Here is a 20,719-nt window from a genome sequence, read left to right as displayed (position 1 = left end):
CGGGCACCGTCAGGTGGATTCGCCCTCGGCTCGGGGGCGATGCAGGAACGTGCTCGGGCTGCGTCCGAACGCCCGGCGGAACATCGCCGAGAACGCGCTCTGGCTGTTGTAGCCGAGCAAGTGCGCCACGCGCGCAAGCGGCATCCCTTGAGACATCATCGGAATGGCGCTGGCCAGCACCGCCTGCTGGCGCCATTGCGAGAAGCTCACCCCCAGTTCTTCGCGGAAGCGCCGCGCCAGCGTGCGTTCGCTGGCGCCCACGTCGCGCGCGAGCGCTTCGAAGGTGAGCGCTGTGCCGGGGTCGGCCATCACGCGCTCGCACAGGGCGCGCAGGCGCTTGTCGGCGGGCATCGGCAGGTCCAGCGGCAAGGGGGCGCTGCGGCGCAGTTCATCGAGGATAAGCGTGGCCAGGGCTTGCTCGCGTGCGGGCGGCAGTGTCTGGCGCACATCCATCGCGGCAATCAGCTCGCGCAGCAGGGGCGAGACCTCCATCACCCGGCATTGCGCCAGCGCGCCCGTCACCACGGACGGGTCGGCGTACAGCGTGCGCAGGAAGGCCGCCTCCACCACCCACACTTCGTGCTCGACGCCGGGCGGAATCCAGATGGCGCGCGAGGGCGGCACCACCCAGGCGGTGCGGCCGGCCTGTACGCGCAGCACGCTGTTGTGGCTGTAGGCGACCTGCGCCCACGGATGGGTGTGGCGCGGAAAACGCGTGTTGGCCTCCATCTGCCGCGTGTACAGGCGCACGGGGTGCGCCGCAGAGGGCGGCGTGCGGCCTTCGATGTCGGTGGGCAGCAGGCGTTGCGGCATGGCAGGTTTGCGACAGAAGCGGTCGGACGAGTGTAAAACGGCCTGCAAGACTTGTGGAAGCCACGTGTCGGTGGCAGGCTATCGACCGCGCCGGTTATGCACGGCGCAACCGAAGCAACAGAACGAAAACGACAAAGTGGGCCGCCCAGGTGGTCTCGACAAAACGCCGCAGCCGCCCACGACGCGCGCGCGGTGAAGGGTGCAAGCAATGCAAACGGGAAATCACACGCGCAGCCGGGGGGCACGCGCGGGAGTGCACTTCGGCCGGCTGTGGACCGCCGCGCTCACGTTGTGCACGGTGCTGGCGGCGTCCGCCGCCCGCGCCGACATCAGCATCATCCAGTCGCTGCCGCTGACCGGCTCGCAGGCGGCCACGGGGCGCGCACTCAATGCGGGGGCGCGGCTGTATTTCGACTGGCTCAATCTCGACGGCGGCATCAACGGCGAAACCATCCGCCTGGTGGCCCGCGACGACGAACAGAAGGTCGAGCAGACCCTGCGCAACGTGCGCGACATGGCCAAGATCGACAACCCCGTCGCCGCGCTGACCGTGGTGGGCACCGCCAATGTCGAAGCGCTCATGCGCAGCGGCGTGCTGGCCGATGCGAACCTGCCGCTGGTCGGGCCCGCCACGGGCGCCTCCAGCATGACGGGCGATCCGCTGGTGTTTCCCATCAAGGCCAGCTACCAGCAGGAGATGGACAAGATGGTTGGCGCGCTCGTCACCATCGGCATCACGCGCATCGGCGTGCTGTACCAGGACGATGCGCTGGGCCGCGAGGTGCTGGCCGGCGTGGCGCGCACGCTCAAACCGTACAAGCTGCCGATTGCCGCCACGGCTGCGTATCCGCGCAATACGGCGGCGGTCGGTCCGGCCGTCGACAAGCTGCTCGGCGCCGATGTGCAGGCCGTTTTCCTGGGCGCCACCGCCGAACCCGCCGCGCAGTTCATCAAGCAATACCGTGCGCGCGGCGGCGGTGCCCAGCTCCTGGGGTTGTCGTCGATCGATCCCGGCATCCTGCTCAAGGTGGCCGGGATCGACGCCGTGCGTGGTTATTCGCTGGCGCTGGTGATGCCCAACCCGGGCAAGAGCGTGAACCCCATCATTCGCGAGTTCAACCGCGCGCGCACCGCCGTGGGTGCCAAGGACGTCGAGTTGTCGTCCCGCGCCGTGGAAGGTTTCGTCGCCGCCAAGGTGCTGGCCGAAGCCGTGCGCCGCGCCGGGCCCAAGCCCACGCGCGAGCAGGTGCGCCGCGAGTTGATCAACCTGCGCAACTTCGATGTGGGCGGCGGGTTCGTGGTCGACTTTGCCGACCGCACGCGCCCCGGTTCCCACTACGTAGAACTGGGCGTGGTCGGACCGAACGGGCTGGTGATTCAGTAAGGCCGAGTCCGGAACTCGGAGCGCGAGGCTTTTTTCTCGGCATGCCGAGCTCGGAACTCGGAGCGCGAGGCTTTTTTCTCGGCATGTCGAGCTCGGAACTCGGAGCGCGAGGCCTTTTTCTCGGCGTGTCGAGCTCGGAACTCGGAGTGCGGGGTTTTTTTCTCGGCGTGTCGAGCTCGGAGCTCGGAGTGCGAGGCCTTTTTCTCGGCGTGTCGAGCTCGGAACTCGGAGTGCGGGGCTTTTTTCTCGGCGTGTCGAGCTAGACGCTCGGGACGTCAAGCTTTGAGCACGACGTGCGGGGCCGGATCGTCAGGCCCGTGCGACGCGATAGTGGTAGGGATAGGCGTCGGCAAAGCCGAGCGAGCGGTACAGACCGATGGCGGGCGCGTTGTCTGCGCCGACCTGCAGATAAGCGTGAGCGCTGCCGTGCATGCGTGCCCAGCCGAGCATGGCTGTCGTAAGCACGCGACCGAGGCCCCGCCCGCGCGCGGCGCTGGCGACGCGCACGTCGAACAGGCCCACATGCGTGCCGTCGCGCACCGCCAGGCCAATTCCCACGATGGTTTCTTCCGTGTCCCGCAGCGTGATCGCCGCGTGCGGACGATCGAGCGCATCGAGCATGGCGCGGCGTGTAGCGCGTCCATGCGCACTGAGGCCGTCGAATTGCGCGAAGGCGTCGTGCCAGGTGTCGGGAATCGTCGTGTCGATGCTGAGTGCGATGCCGTCGGGCAGCGCGGCTGCAAGCGTGGGCGCAAGCCGTGCTGTCATGACCAGGCTGCTGTCGGCCTTGCGGTAGCCACGGGCGGCGAGCAAGGCATCGGCGGAGGGGGCGGCCAATGGCGTGATGCGCACGATGGGCGCCAGGCCCGCCCCGCGATAGAACGTTTCGATGCGGTCGACCTGGGCCGCGTCCAGTTCGGCGCCGGGTGCGCGCGGGTTGGCGGAGTTGGCCCGTTTGGCCAGACCTCCCGCCATGCGCAGTATCCAGGGGCCGTCTTCGACGTTGTGCTCGGGCGGCAATGCGGCAAAGCCGCAATGCTCGATCGTCAGGATCGCGTTGATGCCGCCCGGGGTCTGCATCGGGCGATCAGGCAGCGGAGGCCGTGCCCGTGCCGTGCACGTGCCGGCCCGCCGGCTTGACCACCGCCAGCGTGGCGATCAGCCCGCACAGCGCCGCCAACGACACCCACACGCCCGGCATCGCCTTGTTGCCGGTGGTGTGAATCAGCCAAGTGGCAATTGCCGGGGTGAAGCCGCCGAAAATGGCTGTCGCCAAGCTGTACGCCAGCGAGAAGCCGGTGGTGCGCACTTCCGGCGGCATGATCTCGGTGAGCGTGACGACCATCGCGCCGTTATAGCTGCCGTACAGGAACGACAGCCACAGCAGCACCGCCAGCATGCGGCCGAACGACGGCTCGCTCACCAGCCACACCATGGCCGGATAGGCGGTCACCAGCATCAGCACCGTAAAGAGGATCAGCAGCGGGCGGCGGCCGACGCGGTCGGACACCGCGCCCATCACCGGCAGCCAGAACAGATTGGAAGCCCCCACGCACAGCGTGACGATCAGGCTGTCCATGTCGGACAGGTGCAGCACGCTCTTGCCGAAGGTCGGCGTGTAGGCGGTGATCAGGTAGAACGACACCGTGGTCATCACCACCAGCAGCGTGCCTGCACCAACCAGGCGCCAGTTCTGGCCCATCGAGCGGAATACGGCGGCCAGGTCCGGACGGTGCTTGCGCTTCTGGAATTCTTCCGTCTCCTGCAGCGAGCGGCGGATGATGAACAGGAACGGCACGATCAGGCAGCCGACCACGAACGGCACGCGCCAGCCCCACGCGCTCATTTCATTGGCAGGCAGCAGGAGCGACAGCATCACACCCAGCAGTGCGGCAAACATCACCGCCACCTGCTGGCTGCCCGACTGCCAGCTTACGAAGAAGCCCTTGCGGCCCGGGGTGGCGATTTCCGCCAGGTAGACCGACACACCGCCCAGCTCCACACCGGCCGAGAAGCCCTGCAGCAACCGCCCGACCAGCACCAGCAGCGGCGCCGCCAGGCCGATGGTGGCGTAGCCCGGCACCAGCGCGATCAGCAGCGTGCCGCACGCCATCAGCGCCAGCGTCAGGATCAGGCCGGTGCGGCGGCCGTGGCGGTCGATGTAGGCGCCCAGGAAGATCGCGCCCAGCGGCCGCATCAGGAAGCCGGCGCCAAACGTCACCAGCGACAGCATCAGCGAGAGGAACTCGTTGCCTGCGGGGAAGAAGGTATCGGCAATGGCCTTGGCGTAGTAGCCGTAGACCATGAAGTCGTACATCTCCAGGAAGTTGCCGCTGACGACCCGGAAGATGGCGCGGGCCTTGGATTCGTTGGGGTTGGGGCTATGCACGGTGTGTCTTAATCAACAGCTTGGGTACAACGTAAAGCCGAGCCGGGCGCCGTGTTGCGCGTCGCCCTGGCGGCCTCGTAGAAAGTGGTGATGTGGTACGGCGTGCTCGACGGCATGTCGGTGCGCAGGCGGTGGCCGGCGGCGTCGATCACCTCGTGCCAGCCGTGCGCGTGCAGGAAGCGCGCGAACCACGTCGGCAGCATGCGCGCGAGCATCGCACCCTGGGTCTCGGTGCACAGGGCCAGCGCGCGGCCGTACTCGGTCTGGGCCCAGATGCGCTGGCTGGCGTCGCGCATCGTGCCGTCCAGGCCGAGCGACAGGCAGACGCCCTGGGTGCCGGCATCCACGCCCAGGCGGCAGGCCGCGTCCACGGCCCGGCCGAGCGTGTCGGCCAAATGGCGGCCGGCTTCGGAGCGCGAGAACATGTCGGCGTGCGCGCGCACCAGATAGAACCATTCGAACTGGTGGCCGGGCTCGATGCGGTTGTCTGCGCTGGCTTCGTCGACCGGCAATTCGGTGATGCTACCGGTGCCCGGGTCGATGAAGCGCGCGAGGATGCCCTCGGCCAGCGTGCGCACGCCGGCTTCGGCCCAGGCAGGAGGCTCGTCCAGCGCGGCGGCGGCCAGATAGGCCTCGGTCAGATGCATCACCGGGTTTTGGGCGACGCCGGCCAGTCGCTCGGTGAACGTGGCATTCATGGCGGCGACCGGTAGCGGCAGGGCACCCACACGTGCAAAGCGGTGGGCGATCACGTCGTGCGCGTCGTGCATCAGCGCGCTGGCGCGCGGGTCGTCGCTCACCGCCAGCCAGTGGGCGGCCGCGAACAGCACGAACGCGTGCGTATACAAATCCTTGGTGGTGTCCTGCGGCGCCAGGGCGCTGTCGATCGAGAACAGCCAGCCGCCGTGGATCGTGTCGCGAAAGCGCGTGTCCAGCGCATGGCACAGCGCGGCGGCACGCTCGGCGCACAGCGCGCCATGGCGGGCCGAGAGCTGCGTCGCGCGGGCAAATGTATACAGTTGCCGGGCGCAGGCCATGGCCCGGTAGCGCGAGGTGGAGGTTGGCACCAGCGCACCGTTCTCGACGATCAGCGCCTCATAGCAGAGGCCGGCCTGTGCGTTCCAGCCTGGGCCGAGCCACATGGGCAGCAGGATGTCGTCGTAATAGCGGTCGAACCCCTCCAGGGCGGCCGCTGAATCGCTCACCGCAGTCGCGGTGGACGGTTCGGCCGTGCCGGGCAGGGCAGACGTGGAGAACGTAGGAAACATGTGTGCCGAGATGATCGTGGCCGGCGTCGGCCCCAGGGGCAGGCGGGACCAACGGGGCCTAGATTGTGCTCCAACTCCCGGGCGGGCGCCACGCGGATTGGCACCAATCCCGGCCGTGCCAAAGGGTTGTGGGTCCAATGAAAGCTTTCTTGCGGGAGACTGCCTGGGCGTGGGTTTGTGCGACACTGCCTGAACTTCGGCTTCGCCCTGATCCATGCATCGTCGCGACCTGCTCAAGCAGTTGGCCGCCGGGCTGCTCGCCCTGGCCCCTGGGTTGTCCCATGGCACTGCACCCCGGGGCATGCTGGGCGTGCCCGAGCCGTTTGACGAAGCCGACTTGCTGGCGCGCGCCCGTGCGCTGGCGGCCCATCCGTACCACCCACGCAGCAGGCGGCTCCCCGGCCCGCTGGCCAAGCTGGGATGGGACGATTACCAATCCATCGCCTACCGTGCCGGCCACGCCCTGTGGGCTGGACAGCACCTGCCATTCGAGGCCCGGTTCTTTCACCTGGGCCTGTTCTTCAAATCGCCCGTGCGGATGCATGAGGTCGTGGACGGCCACGCGCGCCTGATCGCCTACGACCCCGCCATGTTCGACTATGGAAAAAGCGGGTTGGACCACCAGTCGCTGCCGGCCGATCTCGGCTTCGCCGGCTTTCGGCTGACCACCAGGGCCGACCCGACACGCGACGTGGCTGCGTTCCTGGGTGCCAGCTATTTCCGCGCGGTGGGTGGGCAGTGGCAGTACGGCATGTCGGCGCGCGGGCTGGCGATCGACACCGGCCTGTCGCGCGCCGAGGAGTTTCCTGATTTCACGGAGTTCTGGCTGCTGCGCCCGGCGCCCGACACCGACACGCTGCGCGTCTATGCGCTACTCGATTCGCCCAGCGTGGCGGGTGTCTATCGCTTCGACATCCGCCCTGGCGACACGCTGGCGATGGACGTGCAGGCCACGCTCTTCGTGCGCAAGCCGATCGAGCGGCTGGGTGTCGCACCGCTCACCAGCATGTTCCTCTACGGCGAGAACGACCGCGCCGACCGCGCCGGTGATCGTCGCAGCGCCGCCCGCCGCTGGCGCGCATCGGACTGGCGGCCCGAGATCCATGATTCCGACGGCCTCTCCATCTGGCGCGGCTCGGGCGAATGGATCTGGCGCCCGCTCGCCAACCCGCCCGCGCTGCGCAGCCAACGCTTTGCCGATGACAACCTGCGCGGCTTCGGCCTGCTCCAGCGCGACCGCAACCCCGATCACTATCAGGACGACGGCGTGTTCTATGAGAAACGCCCGAGCGTGTGGGTCGAACCCACCCACGGCTGGGGCGAGGGCGCGGTCGAACTGGTTGAGCTGTCCGCCAACGACGAGACTTTCGACAACATCGTCGCCTTCTGGCGTCCGGCCGTGGCGCCGCGCGCCGGGCAGGAACTGGCCTTCGGCTACCGGCTGACCTGGGGTGCACAGCCCGCTGCGGCCTCGCCGCTGGCTCGCGTGGTAGCCACGCGCACGGGCATCGGCGGCATCGTGGGGCAGTCGCGCAAGGTTTTTTCCTGGCGCTTCGTGATCGACTTTGCGGGCGGGGAGCTGTCACGGCTGGGCCGGTCTACGGCGGGCGCCACGGTGGAGCCCGTCATCCGCACCTCACGCGGGCGCGTGGAGATTGTCTCGGCGCGGCCGCTGGCGAGCATCGATGGCGTGCGGGCGATGTTCGACGTGGTGCCGGATGCCAGCAATGCGCCGATCGAGCTGCAGCTCACGCTGCAGTCGGGGGATCGGCTGTTGTCAGAGACGTGGATGTATCAGTGGACGCCGCCGGGGGATCGGGCGGTTTGATTCTTTGGTTTGCTTGATTGATGCGGGTGGTGCATCCCTTGTTTCATCCCCTGCCGGGGCTGACTCACTTTCTTTGTCTTGCCAAAGAAAGTAAGCAAAGAAAGGCGCGCCCGAGATGGCGACCCATCCCTTGAATTTCTGTCGCAGAGAGGGGAAGGGAAAAACTCGCTGCGCTCAGACAGTTTCCCTTCCTTTTTCCTCTCTGCAACAGAAATTCAAGGCGCCATCTAGGGCAGGGGACGGCCAAAACGTCGCTGTTTTTTGGTCAGTCGTGGGGCGGTGTCTTGCTGAACTTCTCGACCATTTCTGCCCAGCCTTCGGGGCCGAGCTTTTCCATCGTCGCGATATTTCGCTCGTAGATGTCCGCTGCGTCGGGCACTGCCGCTGCGGCTCGGGCGATGCTGTCTTCGCGCAGCAGGTGCAGGATCGGGACGGGAGCGCGATTGGTGGCATTGGCGATGTCGTCTGGGTCGGTATCGGCGAAGACGAAATCGGGGTGAAAGCTTGCCAGTTGCAGCTCGCCTTCGTAGCCGGCCTTGGCGAGTACGGCTTCGGCGCGTTCGGTGAGGGTGTGGAAGTCGAAGAAATCGGCGAGCGCGGGAACGATCAGCAGCGTGGTGTCGATCTGTGCGGCGGGGGTGGCGTGCAGCAGATCGGCTTCGGCACGCAGATGGTCGAGCACGTCGCCGTCCATCGTGGCGCGGCTGACGGCGTAGCGCACCTGGCGCTTGACGTGCACGGCCTTGGCGAATGGGCACAGGTTCAGGCCGATCACGGCATCTTCTAGCCAGCGCTGCACGCTCGCGACGTGGTCGGCGGCGGCATCTTCGCTCAGCGGCAGGGCGTCGGCGGGCGGATCGAGCAGGACGAAATCGGGAGTGTGGTCGGACACGGCGCAAGCAAGGGGGGGAAACCAGCGCGCAGTGTAGTCGATGGCTCGGGAGCGCTTCTTGCGGCACCAACGGTGTCGTGACCTGCGACAACCAACGCGCGACTTTGAGGCGCGTTGCGATCACAAGGAAGCGGTGTACGCATCGCTTATGTGGTCAGTCCATTCCCTGAAACGAACCGAGAAGGAGCCCAACCATGACTCGACAGCGTGTACTGAAGACCGCTTTCGCCATGGCTGCCACGCTCGCTGCGTCGGCCGCCTTGGCCCAGATGAACCCAGCACCGCAGACCGCTCCGGATGCTGCGCCACCCAACAGCACTATGCAGGCCGCGCCGGAGGGACAATCGCGCGCGGCGTCGTCGACCGACCCGCTGGTGCAGAAGCGCATTGACGACAAGGCCGCGAACGATGAGTACAAGGCGCGCAAGGCCGGCGCCAAGGCCACCTATAAGGCCGAGAAGAAGGCCGCCAAAGCCAACCGCAAGGCCGAGAAGAAGGAGGCCAGCGTCAAGCGCAAGGAAGCCATGGCGACACAGGGCGGCATGACCCAGGCGCCGGACAGCGAAGGCAAGTAAGCCGCCGCATGCGCTCCATGAAGAGCAGAAAGGCGACCCTCGGGTCGCCTTTGTCTTGTGCGCGGTATGTTGGCGTTCAGTGCCCGCGCGTGGTGGGCAGGCGCACCTGCGCGACGGCCATCTCCCATTGCGCCATGCGGCTCAGGGCTTCGTCCCGGCTGATGACGGGGTGGAATGTGCGCGAGGCACGCCATTGCTGCGCGACCTCGTCTTCGCCCCGGTAGAAGCCGGTGGCAATGCCGGCCAGGTAGGCCGCGCCCAACGCGGTGGTCTCGATGATCTCCGGACGCACGACCGGAATGCCGAGCAGATCCGCCTGGAACTGCAGCAGCAGGTTGTTGGCCGAGGCACCGCCGTCGACACGCAGCTCCGTGATGGCGGAGACCGCGTCGCGCGTCATGGCCTGCAAGAGCGCCGTGCTCTGGAAGGCGATGGATTCCAGCGCGGCCCGCGCGATATGGCCGATGGTCGTGCCGCGTGACAGGCCAACGATGGCGCCCTGCGCGGTCGGGTCCCAGTACGGTGCGCCCAGGCCGGTGAACGACGGCACGAACACCACACCGCCGGAGTCGGGCACCGAAGCGGCCAGGCCCTCCACGTCGGCCGAGCGCTGGATGGCGCGCAGGCCGTCGCGCAGCCACTGCACCACAGCCCCGCCCACGAACACGCTGCCTTCGAGCGCGTAGCTGCGTTTCGGGCCGCTCTGACAGGCCGCCGTGCTGATCAGCCCGTTGTGCGACTGGACGGCCTTGTCGCCCGTGTTGAGCAGCATGAAGCAGCCGGTACCGTAGGTGTTCTTGGCCATGCCGGGCTTGAAGCAGGCCTGGCCGAACAGGGCGGATTGCTGGTCGCCGGCAATGCCGCCGATCGTGAGCGAGGCACCGAGCCAGTCGGCGTCGGTCTGCCCAAATTGATACGCGGACGGATGTACCTCGGGCAACAGGCTCGGGTGGATGTCGAGCGCGCGCATGAGGTCGGCATCCCACTCGCCGGTGTGGATGTTCCACAGCATCGTGCGGGATGCGTTCGACACATCGGTCACATGCAGGCGGCCGCGCGTGAGCTGCCACACGAGCCAGCTATCGACCGTGCCGAAAGCGAGTTCGCCACGCGCAGCGCGCTCGCGGGCGCCATCCACATGGTCGAGAATCCAGCGCAGCTTGGTGGCCGAAAAATACGGGTCGATGACAAGCCCGGTGCGCTTGCGCACCTCGTCTTCCAGGCCCTCGGCGCGCAGGCGCTCGCAGATGGCTTCCGTGCGGCGGTCCTGCCAGACGATCGCGTTGAAGATCGGTTTGCCGGTGGCGCGTTCCCACACCACCGTGGTTTCGCGCTGGTTGGTGATGCCAAGCGCCGCCATGTCGGCGGCGGAGAGCTTCGCTTGTTCGAGTGCCGCGCGGCAGGTGGCGAGCTGGCTGTTCCAGATGTCGAACGGGTCATGCTCGACCCAGCCGGGCTGCGGAAAATGTTGCGGAAACTCCTGCTGGGCGCTGGCGACGATCTGGCCGGCGCGGTTGAAGACGATGGCGCGTGAGCTGGATGTGCCCTGGTCGAGCGCGAGGAGGTATTCCATAAGGCGGAGTCTGATGACTGTCGGGCCAGGTCATGGTGCTCCCTGCCCGACAGTGGATGAAACGGAAACAAGCATGGTAGCCCGCAGGTGGCCGTCGTCAAAGACCGGCGCCCTGCGGGCTGCGCTAGATCAGCGCACCTTGCCGGCCTTCCAGGCTGCGAGCAGCTTGTCGTAGGCCACCGTCTCACCCTTCGGACGCTCGTTGTCGAGCTTCTTCCACGGGGCGTGTTCGGTCGACAGCCACTTCGATGGATCGCTTTCCGGGTTCAGCTTCGGCGCGCAGTTCTTCATGCCGGCGCGCTGCAGGCGACCCATCACCTGGTCCATTTCCTTGGCCAGGTTGTCCATCGCGCCTTGCGGGGTCTTTTCGCCCGTGACGGCCGTGGCGACGTTCTTCCACCAGAGCTGGGCCAGCTTCGGATAGTCGGGCACGTTGTTGCCGGTCGGCGTCCAGGCCACGCGGGCCGGGCTGCGGTAGAACTCGATCAGGCCGCCGTACTTGGCCGCGTTCTTGGTGAAGTAGTCGCTGTGGATATCGGAGTCACGGATGAACGTGAGGCCGGTGATCGACTTCTTGAGCGACACGGTCTTCGACGTGACGAACTGCGCGTACAGCCAGGCGGCGGAGCGGCGCTCGAACGGGGTGGACTTGAAGAACGTCCACGAGCCGACGTCCTGGTAGCCGTTCTGCATGCCGTCCTTCCAGTACGGGCCGTGCGGCGACGGCGCCATGCGCCACTTGGGCGAGCCATCGGCGTTGACGACCGGGCCCGGCTTGGTCATCGGCGCGGTGAAGGCGCTGTACCAGAACACCTGCTGGGCGATGTGGCCTTGCGCGGGCACCGGGCCGGCTTCGTTGAAGGTCATGCCGGTGGCTTCGGGCGGTGCGTACTTCTTCATCCAGTCGATGTACTTGGTGAGGGCGTACACCGCGGCCGGGCTGTTGGTGGCACCACCGCGCGACATCGAGGCGCCCACCGGGGCACAGCCTTCCACGCGGATGCCCCATTCGTCGACCGGCAGGCCGTTCGGGATGCCCTTGTCGGCGGAGCCGGCCATCGACAGCCACGCATCGGTAAAGCGCCAGCCGAGCGACGGATCCTTCTTGCCGTAATCCATGTGGCCGTAGACGCGCTTGCCGTCCAGCTCCTTCACGTCGTTCGTGAAGAAGTTGGCGATGTCTTCATAGGCCGTCCAGTTGACGGGCACGCCCAGGTCGTAGCCGTACTTGGCCTTGAACTTGTCCTGCAGGTCCTTGCGGGCGAACCAGTCGGCGCGGAACCAGTACAGGTTGGCGAACTGCTGGTCAGGCAGCTGATACAGCTTGCCGTCCGACGCGGTGGTGAAGCTGGTGCCGATGAAATCCTTCAGGTCCAGGCCCGGGTTGGTGAATTCCTTGCCTTCGCCGGCCATGTAGTCCGACAGAGGCATCACCACGCCGTAGCGATAGTGCGTGCCGATCAGGTCGGAGTCGGAAATCCAGCCGTCATAGATGCTCTTGCCCGACTGCATCGAGGTCTGCAGTTTTTCGACGACATCGCCTTCCTGCATGATGTCGTGCTTGACCTTGATGCCGGTGATTTCTTCGAAGGCCTTGGCGAGCGTCTTCGATTCATACGCGTGCGTGTCGAGCGTTTCCGACACGACGTGGATCTCGGTCACGCCCTTGGCCTTGAGCTTGGCCGCGGCGTCGATGAACCACTTCATTTCCGCCATCTGCTTGTCTTGCGACAGCGTGCTGGGCTGGAACTCGCTGCTGATCCACTTCTTGGCTTCGGCTTCGCCGGCATGGGCTGCGCCGACTGCCAGGGCGCTCGCCAGTGCAATGGCACTGATCTGAAGCGTCATGCGCCAGGATGTTTTCATCGGTATCTCCTCGTGCTTGTTGGCTTGTTGTTCTCCCCGCAGCGAAAACATCCGGCATTCCGACGCGGGGAGCGTGATGGAATGCCTGTGCCCGTACGTCGATTTGGGCGTGGAAGCATCGTGCTGATGCCTCCGGACTTGCAAATTCAAATGCACCGATGGCGCGTCAGCCGCGCCACATCACGATCAGCAGCACCACCATCGAGGCGATGAAGCCGCCCCAGGCGCTGGTCTCTTCCGACGTGAGCCCAACCCACGCCAGGTTGATATAGGCCGCGGTCAGCAGGCCGATGAAGAGGCGGTCGCCGCGTGTGGTGGCAATCGGCAGGAGCCCCTTGCGCTCCACCGTGGGCCGAACCACCTCCCAGACCGTCATGCTGGCCAGCATCAGGGCGATGCAGCCAAAGAAGATCGCCACTTCGGGCGTCCAGGCCATCCAGCTGAACATGTTCATTTCTCCAACATTCGTTCCCACGTTCGTGGAAACGTGATCAGGGCGAAGCGCAGCGGTTCTGACGGTTCGGCGCGGCCGCAGACAGTACGTGTGGTACGGCAAGGCCGCGCCGGGCCGTCAGAATCGTCCTGATCGCGTTTACACTCGGCCCATCGCGAAGCCCTTCGCGATGTAGTTCCGCACAAACCAGATCACCAGCGCGCCCGGAATGATCGTCAGCACGCCGGCGGCGGCCAGCACGCCCCAATCCATGCCCGAGGCCGATACCGTGCGCGTCATGACCGCGGTGATGGGTTTGGCATCGACCGAGGTGAGCGTGCGCGCAAGAAGCAGCTCCACCCAGCTGAACATGAAGCAGAAGAATGCCGTCACGCCCACACCGGCCTTGATGAGCGGCAGGAAGATTTTCAGGAAGAACTTGGGGAAGCTGTAGCCGTCGATGTAGGCCGTCTCGTCAATCTCGCGCGGGATGCCCGACATGAAGCCTTCGAGAATCCACACCGCCAGCGGCACGTTGAACAGCATGTGCGCCAGGGCCACACCGAGGTGGGTGTCCATCAGCCCGACCGTCGAATACAGCTGGAAGAACGGCAGCAGGAACACCGCAGGCGGCGTCATGCGGTTCGTCAGCAGCCAGAAGAACATGTGCTTGTCGCCCAGGAAGCGGTAGCGCGAGAAGGCGTAGGCCGCCGGCAGCGCCACCACGGTCGAGAGCACCGTGTTCATCGTCACGTAGATGATGGAGTTGATGTAACCCCAGTACCACGACGGGTCGGTGAAGATGATCTTGTAGTTGTCGAACGTGACGAGCTTCGGCCAGATCGAGAAGCCGGCCAGCGTCTCCTCGTTGGTCTTGAGCGACATGCTCAACATCCAGTACAGCGGCAGCACGGCAAACGCCACATACACCGCCAGCGTGATCGCCCGGGCGATCTTGCGCTTGTGCTCGTTGTTGTTGTTCTGCTTAGGCATGGTCGTCTCCCACGGCCGTGCTGGCGCTGCCCATGCGTTGCATCCAGTTGTAGAGGACGAAGCAGAACAGCAGGATGATGAGGAAGTACACGATCGAGAATGCCGCCGCCGGGCCCAGGTCGAACTGGCCGACCGCCTTTTGCGTCAGGTACTGCGACAGGAACGTCGTGGCATTGCCGGGGCCGCCGCCGGTCAGCACGAACGGCTCGGTGTAGATCATGAAGCTGTCCATGAAGCGCAGCAGCACGCCGATCATCAGCACGCCGCGCATCTTCGGCAGCTGGATATAGCGGAACACGGCGAGGCGGCTGGCGCCGTCAATCTCCGCGGCCTGGTAGAACGCATCCGGGATCGAGCGCAGCCCGGCATACGCCAGCAGCGCCACCAGCGGCGTCCAGTGCCACACGTCCATGATCAGCACGGTGATCCACGCATCGAACGAGTGCGACGTGTAGTTGTAATCGATGCCCATCTGGTTGAGCCAGTAGCCGGCCAGGCCGATATCGGAGCGCCCGAAGATCTGCCAGATCGTGCCGACCACGTTCCAGGGAATCAGCAGCGGCATGGCGAGCACCACCAGCGCGGCCGAGGCTTTCCAGCCCTTGGATGGCATCGACAGCGCCAGGCCGATGCCCAGCGGAATCTCCACCGCCAGCACGCACAGCGAGAAAATCAGTTGGCGGGTGAGGGCGTCCTGCAGATCGCCGTCGCGCAATATCTGGCGGAACCAGTCCACGCCCACAAAGACGTGCTGCTCGGGGCTGATGATGTCCTGCACCGAGTAATTGACCACCGTCATCAGCGGCAGGATGGCGGAGAACGCCACGCACAGGAACACCGGCAGGATCAGGAACCACGCCTTGTTGTTGAACGGCTTGTTCATCGGCCGATCCTCTCGTCGTTGCAGTAGTACAGCGTCTGCGGCGCGTCCAGGCGCAGCCACACGCGCGAATCGCTCACGGCCACCTCGTTGGGCAGCTTGGCCTTGATGGGCAGGCCGATGCTGCCGTCGCCGTTGCCGCCCAAACTGGCGGTCAGCAACTGGTGGGTGCCAAGTTGCTGCACCTGATGCACGTCGGCCGCCACGGTGCCCACTTCGCCGGGCGCCGCCAGTTGCACGAATTCCGGACGGATGCCGAGCTTGAGCGAACCGTTTGCGTTCTTGAGCGTGGAGAGCGTGTCGCGGCCCACGGACAAGCGCTGATCGCCCAGCGCGATCACATCGCCATCCACCGTCACTGGGTAGAGGTTCATGCCAGGGCTGCCGATGAAGTAGCCGACGAAGGTGTGGTCCGGCCGTTCGAACAGCGCTTCCGGGCCGCCTTGCTGCACCACCTTGCCTTCGGTCATGACCACCACTTCGTCGGCAAAGGTCAGGGCCTCCACTTGGTCGTGCGTCACGTAGATCAGCGTGAGCTTGAGCTGCTGATGAATCTTCTTGAGCTGGCGACGCAGTTGCCACTTCAGGTGCGGATCGATGACGGTGAGCGGCTCGTCGAACAGGATGGCCGCCACGTCTTTGCGCACCAGGCCACGGCCCAGCGAAATCTTCTGCTTGGCGTCGGCCGCCAGGCCCGAGGCGCGGCGCTTGAGCGCGTGCTGCAGCTCCAGAATCTCGGCCACTTCTTCCACGCGCTTCTTCACCTCGGCTTCCGGCGTCTTGCGATTGCGCAGCGGGAAGGCGAGGTTGTCGAACACGGTCATCGTGTCGTAGATGACCGGGAACTGGAACACCTGCGCGATGTTGCGCTCGCGCGGGCTGGCGTGCGTGACGTCCTGTCCATCGAACAGCACCTGGCCTTCGGACGGCGTCAGCAGGCCCGAGATGATGTTCAGAAGCGTGGACTTGCCGCAGCCCGACGGCCCCAGCAGCGCATAGGCACCGCCATCGCGCCAGGTCATGTTCATCGGCTGCAGCGCGTAGTCCGACAGCGCTTGCGGGTTGGGGCGGTAGCTGTGCCCCAGGTTGCGGAATTCAATGCGCGCCATGTGCGCCTCCCTGCTTGGGCGCGCTCACCAGCTTGCCCGCGTCATTGAACAGGAACAGTTCGGCCGGATCGACGAATACGTCCAGCGCAGCACCCAGTTCGAACTCATGCACGCCCGGCAACTGCGCGACAAGGCCGATGCTGTTCGACTGGCCGGCGGCATGCGCTCGCACGTGCAGATACGTTTCGGAACCCGACAACTCGGCCAGCTCCACCGTGCCCGGCAGGGCAACCGCGCTAGCGTTGCGCGGCGACAGGCGGATGTGGCTCGGACGCAGGCCGATGCGGCAGCGCGTGCCGGCCGCCATCGGCAGCGGGCGCGTCCATGCAACGTTGATGCCTTGCGGCAGGCGGATCTGGTTGCCCTCAACCACGGTGGCGTCCAGCACGTTCATCGGCGGGTCGTTGAAGATGGCCGCCGCGTTGACCGACACCGGCACTTCGTACATGTCGAGCGTCGGGCCGGACTGCAGCACGCGTCCTTCATGCATGACGACGGTGTGGCCGCCCAGCAGCAGCGCTTCCTGCGGCTCGGTGGTGGCGTACACCACGGTCGTGCCGCCGTCGGCGAACAGCGAGGCCAACTCCGCGCGCAGTTCTTCGCGCAGCTTGTAGTCGAGGTTGACCAGCGGCTCGTCGAGCAGCACCAGCGGCGCGCGCTTGACCAGTGCCCGCGCCAGCGCGCAGCGCTGCTGCTGGCCGCCCGACAGCTCGGCCGGCAGGCGCTGCAGCAGGTGGTCGATGTGGAGCTTTGCGGCGACGGCACGCACGCGCGTGTCGATCTCGCTCCTGTTGGTGCCCTGCAGGCGCAGCGGCGAGGCGATGTTGTCGTACACCGTCATCGCCGGGTAGTTGATGAATTGCTGGTACACCATCGCCAGATTGCGATCGCGTACCCCGACGCCCGTCACGTCCTTGCCGTCGACCAGTACGCGGCCGGTGGTCGGCCGGTCCAGCCCGGCCATGATGCGCATCAACGTGGTTTTGCCGGCCTGCGTGGGCCCGAGCAGCACGTTGATGGCGCCGGGCGCCAGCCGCAGGCTGGTCGGGTACAGATGGGTCTGCGCCCCGACCATGGCCGTAACCTGGTCCAGTTCCAGAATCAATTGCGTCTCCCGTCTTTTTGCTTCTACTTCTTGATCTGTGTTCGGGCCCCCGGCCCCTTGCGTTGCCTGCCTTGACCTTTAGGGGGCGCGTTCTGCCGCCGGCGCGGTATCGTTCTCCGGCAGATGCCGCATCAGCCAACCCTCCAGGCGGTCGCGATCGGCATCGCTGGCGTAGAGCCCCAGCTTGGTCCGCCGCCACAGGATGTCCTGCGCCGTGCGGGCCCATTCGTGTTCGATCAGGTAACGGATTTCCGCCTCATACAGGCCTGGCGTGACCTCGGCGCCCAGGTTTTCCAGGCGCGTGGCGCCGGCCAGCAGCGTGTTCACGCGCGTGCCGTACTGGTGCGCATAACGCGTCGCCAGCTTGGTCGGCAGCCAGGGCAAACGTTTTTGCAGGCGCGCGACAAAATCGTCGAATGTGTATTCGGCGACGAGTTGCCCCGGCGCCTCCAGGTCGCCGCCCGGCAAGGATGCGGCGGCTGTCCACGACGGCTTGCCTGCGGCAGGCAGGTACGAGGCCAATTGATCCAGCGCCTCTTCGGCCAGCTTGCGGTAGGTCGTGATCTTGCCGCCCCACACGTTGATGAGCGGCGCGCTCTTGCTGTCGGCGCCGGTCTCGCATTCGACCAGATAGTCGCGCGTGATGGCCGAGGCATTGGCGGCGCTGTCGTCCAGCAGTGGGCGCACCCCCGAGTACGTCCACACCACGTCGGCCGGCGTGAGTTGCTGGGCGAAGTAGCGGCCAGCCATGTCGCACAGGTATTGGATTTCGCCTGAGTCGATCGCGACCTGATTCACATCGCCCTTGTATTCCAGGTCGGTCGTGCCGATCAGCGTGAAATCGTTCTGGTACGGAATCGCAAATACGATCCGCCCGTCCGGGTTCTGGAAGATATAAGCGAACGGGTGATCGAACATCCGACGCACGACGATATGGCTGCCCTTGATCAGGCGCAGGCCGCGCGTGCTCGGCAGCGCGTGCGCCGCGCGGGCGAAGTCCGCCGCCCATGGGCCGGCTGCGTTGACGATAGCCTTGGCGTGCACCGAGCGGATGCCGTCCGGCCCCGTCAGCGAGGCATGCCAGCCGTCGGCGCGGCGTTCTGCGTTCAGGCAGCGCGTGCGGGTGAGGATCTGTGCGCCGCGGTCGGCGGCGTCGCGGGCGTTGAGCACTACCAGGCGGGCGTCGTCCACCCAGCCGTCCGAATAGACAAAGCCGCGCGTGTAACCTGGCTTGAGCGGCTTGCCCGCCGGGTGTTGCGCCAGCTTGACCGCCTGCGACCCGGGGAGAAAACGCCGACGCGCCAGATGGTCATATAAGAAGAGGCCCGCGCGGATCATCCACGCCGGGCGCTGCGCCGCGTCGTGCGGCATCACAAAGCGCAACGGCCACATGATGTGCGGTGCCATGCGCAGCAGCACCTCGCGCTCCTGCAATGCCTTGCGCACGAGGCCGAATTCGTAATATTCGAGGTAGCGCAGCCCGCCGTGGATCAGCTTGGTCGAGGCCGAAGAGGTGTGCTGGGCCAGGTCGTCCTTCTCACACAAGACCACCGACAGGCCACGGCCCACAGCGTCACGCGCGATACCCACGCCGTTGATGCCGCCTCCGACCACCAGCAGATCACAGTCCAGATGCGACGCGTCAGAGAGTTGCATGAGTTGGAATCTGTTGATTTGCGCGCCATCTTTTTGCGAATTCTTGCGAATAGTGACGCGTTCGCGGATAGTGTAGTGAAAGGCGAAAATAAAGCAACATAGGGAATCGCCTAATTCGCTCACATATGTTCGTTTGTGTTCATTTGCTGACTTAATGCTTCCCCGCCACCGCCAGATCCTCGAATACGTCCGCCAGCACGGCGATGCCTCCGTCGATGCGCTTGCCCGCGTGCTCGGCGTCACCACCCAGACCATCCGCCGCGACATCCGCCAGCTTGAGGATGAACGCCTGCTGGCGCGCTACCACGGCGGCGTTGGTTTGCCGTCGTCGGTCGAGAACATCGATTACGACCAGCGCCAGGTCCTGCACATCGACGCCAAGCGCCGCATCGCCGAAGTTGTGGCGCGCCACGTCGAGCCCGGCCGCTCGCTGATCATCAATATTGGAACGACGACCGAAGAGATCTCCAAGGCATTGGTCGGCCGCAAGGGGCTGCGCGTTATCACCAACAACCTGAACGTCGCCTCCATCCTGTCGGGTAGTCAGGACACGGAAGTTATCGTCGCCGGCGGCCTGGTGCGCAACCGCGACCGCGGCATCGTGGGTGAAGCCACCATCGACTTCATGAAGCAGTTTCGCGTCGACATCGGCATCATCGGCGTCTCCAGCATTGACGAAGACGGCACGCTGCTCGATTACGACTACCGCGAGGTGCGCGTCGCGCAAGCCATCATCGAGCAGTCGCGCGAGGTCTGGCTCGCCGCCGACCATTCCAAGTTCGGCCGCCGCGCCGTGGTCCGCCTCGGCCATGTCTCGCAGATCGACAAGTTCTTCACCGATCTCCCGGTGCCCGAGCCGATGGCGGAGGTATTCCGTGCTGCCGAAGTCGACGTGGTGGTCGCCAGCGAAGCGGGTTGATTTGACCTGCCGTCAGTCTTTTGCCGGTCGACTACAGTGAAATGACAGGGCGCGCACCCCGCACGCCATCTCCGTCATCTACCAATCCACCCGGGAAATGTCGTGAGCAAGCACTCACATGCAGCGATTCGTTCGATTTTTGCGGGCATCGTCTTGGAGCACCTCGTCGCCTTGCGCGATGTCCTGGGCAAGTTGGCCGCGCCCAGGCCGACTGACGAGGATCTTCATCAGTTTCGCGTGACCCTGCGGCGGCTTCGCTCGGCCTGGGTGACATTCGCCCAGGTGCTACCCAAATCCTTCGAGGCCGAATGGAAGCCGCGTCTGCGCAACCTGGCGGCCTCGACCGGTCCGGTGCGGGAGTGGGATGTCCTTCTATTGGACTGGCTGCCCAAAGCCGGAGCCAGCCTGCCGGCGGACGATGAGGCTCACGCGTGGGTCAAGCTGGCGACGTCCCGGGCGAGGGCGGCCCGCGGTCGGGCCTGGCGCGCGCTGAGGGCAGAGTTGGCATCGCCCGCGGTGATGGAAGCGCTAACAGGGCTAGAGCGGGCGGTCGCCGAGTTTCGGGTCGATGTCGAATCAGTTCCATACGCTGACTTCGCCCTGGCAAGGGCTGCCGCGCTCAGGAAGGTACTTCTCCGGAGAGGGCGTAGGCCAAAGCGGGCGCCACCCGAGCGTCTGCACCGAGCGCGCATTGCCGCCAAGCAGTGGCGCTATCTCTATGAGGCGTTTTACCCGGCGCTCGGCGTCACGGCGCCCAAGCGACGCTACATGCACTTACGCAAGCTGCAAGAGGCTCTGGGCGAAGTGCATGACGCAGATATCTCGCTTGCGCGTGCTCAGGACGTGGCGCCCGAGGCGCCGCCGGCATCCATCGTGAATGCGTTTCACATACGCGCCACCGCTGCCCGGGGGTGCGCTGCCAGGGAGTTGCGCTGGATTCGCTCCCATCGGGCTGCGTAGATCGAAAAATGAGGAGAAAAGACCCCACAAAAAGAAAGGGCTTGCGCAGTTCGAGAAACCTGCCTAATATTCGCCC

18 protein-coding genes are annotated in these 20,719 nt (G+C 65.8%); 5 read left to right on the top strand and 13 right to left on the bottom strand.

Annotation, left to right across the window (positions count from 1 at the left end):
• Positions 1-9: 9 nt before the first annotated feature.
• Positions 10-813 (bottom strand): AraC family transcriptional regulator, encoded by an 804-nt coding sequence (locus tag B4F51_RS02375; protein ID WP_296223491.1) that lies wholly within the window; start codon positions 811-813, stop codon positions 10-12.
• Positions 814-1,021: 208 nt separating this feature from the next.
• On the opposite strand from B4F51_RS02375, the gene B4F51_RS02370 reads away from it, so the two are divergent.
• Entirely contained in the window at positions 1,022-2,197 is a 1,176-nt protein-coding gene (locus tag B4F51_RS02370) for an ABC transporter substrate-binding protein (RefSeq protein WP_296223490.1), read from the top strand.
• 309 nt (positions 2,198-2,506) lie between these two features.
• Here the strand turns inward: B4F51_RS02370 and B4F51_RS02365 are convergent, their stop codons facing one another.
• The 3 genes from B4F51_RS02365 to B4F51_RS02355 are packed head-to-tail and all read right to left on the bottom strand — an operon-like array spanning position 2,507 to position 5,854.
• Positions 2,507-3,277: a GNAT family N-acetyltransferase gene (locus B4F51_RS02365; protein ID WP_296223489.1), complete on the bottom strand. Its 771-nt coding sequence runs from the start codon at positions 3,275-3,277 to the stop codon at positions 2,507-2,509.
• 7 nt (positions 3,278-3,284) lie between these two features.
• Positions 3,285-4,586 (bottom strand): MFS transporter, encoded by a 1,302-nt coding sequence (locus tag B4F51_RS02360; protein ID WP_296223488.1) that lies wholly within the window; start codon positions 4,584-4,586, stop codon positions 3,285-3,287.
• Between the two features lie 8 nt (positions 4,587-4,594).
• On the bottom strand, positions 4,595-5,854 hold the full coding sequence (locus tag B4F51_RS02355; protein WP_296223487.1) for an AGE family epimerase/isomerase: 1,260 nt from the start codon (positions 5,852-5,854) through the stop codon (positions 4,595-4,597).
• Positions 5,855-6,068: 214 nt separating this feature from the next.
• Here B4F51_RS02355 and B4F51_RS02350 point away from each other — a divergent pair, with 214 nt between their 5' ends.
• Positions 6,069-7,682 carry a glucan biosynthesis protein gene (locus B4F51_RS02350; RefSeq protein WP_296223486.1) on the top strand — a complete coding sequence of 538 codons (1,614 nt, stop codon included), beginning with the start codon at positions 6,069-6,071 and terminating at the stop codon, positions 7,680-7,682.
• A gap of 265 nt (positions 7,683-7,947) precedes the next feature.
• Here B4F51_RS02350 and B4F51_RS02345 read toward each other — a convergent pair whose 3' ends face one another.
• A complete protein-coding gene (locus B4F51_RS02345) occupies positions 7,948-8,574 on the bottom strand; it encodes a DUF1415 domain-containing protein (protein WP_296223485.1) in 627 nt (208 codons plus the stop codon).
• Positions 8,575-8,768: 194 nt separating this feature from the next.
• Here B4F51_RS02345 and B4F51_RS02340 point away from each other — a divergent pair, with 194 nt between their 5' ends.
• On the top strand, positions 8,769-9,149 hold the full coding sequence (locus B4F51_RS02340) for a hypothetical protein (RefSeq protein WP_296223484.1): 381 nt from the start codon (positions 8,769-8,771) through the stop codon (positions 9,147-9,149).
• Between the two features lie 76 nt (positions 9,150-9,225).
• Here B4F51_RS02340 and glpK read toward each other — a convergent pair whose 3' ends face one another.
• The 8 genes from glpK to glpD form a co-directional block, all read right to left on the bottom strand.
• Positions 9,226-10,722, bottom strand: a complete 1,497-nt coding sequence (glpK, locus tag B4F51_RS02335; protein ID WP_296223483.1) for a glycerol kinase GlpK — start codon at positions 10,720-10,722, stop codon at positions 9,226-9,228.
• Positions 10,723-10,851: 129 nt separating this feature from the next.
• Positions 10,852-12,588: an ABC transporter substrate-binding protein gene (locus B4F51_RS02330; RefSeq protein WP_024977476.1), complete on the bottom strand. Its 1,737-nt coding sequence runs from the start codon at positions 12,586-12,588 to the stop codon at positions 10,852-10,854.
• Between the two features lie 166 nt (positions 12,589-12,754).
• Positions 12,755-13,036, bottom strand: coding sequence for a DUF2160 domain-containing protein (locus B4F51_RS02325; protein ID WP_296223482.1), 282 nt, complete (start codon positions 13,034-13,036; stop codon positions 12,755-12,757).
• A gap of 144 nt (positions 13,037-13,180) precedes the next feature.
• Entirely contained in the window at positions 13,181-14,014 is an 834-nt protein-coding gene (locus B4F51_RS02320; protein ID WP_027680527.1) for a carbohydrate ABC transporter permease, read from the bottom strand.
• Positions 14,007-14,897 (bottom strand): carbohydrate ABC transporter permease, encoded by an 891-nt coding sequence (locus B4F51_RS02315; protein WP_296223481.1) that lies wholly within the window; start codon positions 14,895-14,897, stop codon positions 14,007-14,009. The genes B4F51_RS02320 and B4F51_RS02315 overlap by 8 nt, the downstream gene beginning before the upstream one ends.
• Entirely contained in the window at positions 14,894-16,003 is a 1,110-nt protein-coding gene (locus B4F51_RS02310; RefSeq protein ID WP_296223480.1) for an ABC transporter ATP-binding protein, read from the bottom strand. Before B4F51_RS02310 ends, B4F51_RS02315 begins: the two co-directional genes overlap by 4 nt.
• The gene (locus B4F51_RS02305; RefSeq protein WP_296223479.1) at positions 15,990-17,108 is read right to left on the bottom strand and encodes an ABC transporter ATP-binding protein; all 1,119 of its coding nucleotides are present in this window, start codon (positions 17,106-17,108) and stop codon (positions 15,990-15,992) included. Before B4F51_RS02305 ends, B4F51_RS02310 begins: the two co-directional genes overlap by 14 nt.
• 78 nt (positions 17,109-17,186) lie before the next feature.
• Positions 17,187-18,764 (bottom strand): glycerol-3-phosphate dehydrogenase, encoded by a 1,578-nt coding sequence (gene glpD / locus B4F51_RS02300; protein ID WP_296223478.1) that lies wholly within the window; start codon positions 18,762-18,764, stop codon positions 17,187-17,189.
• Between the two features lie 154 nt (positions 18,765-18,918).
• On the opposite strand from glpD, the gene B4F51_RS02295 reads away from it, so the two are divergent.
• Complete coding sequence (locus B4F51_RS02295) at positions 18,919-19,683, top strand: DeoR/GlpR family DNA-binding transcription regulator (RefSeq protein ID WP_296223477.1); 765 nt, start codon at positions 18,919-18,921, stop codon at positions 19,681-19,683.
• 102 nt (positions 19,684-19,785) lie between these two features.
• Entirely contained in the window at positions 19,786-20,643 is an 858-nt protein-coding gene (locus tag B4F51_RS02290; RefSeq protein ID WP_296223476.1) for a CHAD domain-containing protein, read from the top strand.
• The last annotated feature ends 76 nt before the right edge of the window (positions 20,644-20,719 follow it).

The sequence above is a fragment of the Ralstonia sp. UBA689 genome (assembly GCF_002298975.1).
Classification (GTDB): domain Bacteria; phylum Pseudomonadota; class Gammaproteobacteria; order Burkholderiales; family Burkholderiaceae; genus Ralstonia.
Note: the sequence above shows the minus strand (reverse complement) of the source record. Positions and strands in the feature narration are given on the sequence as shown.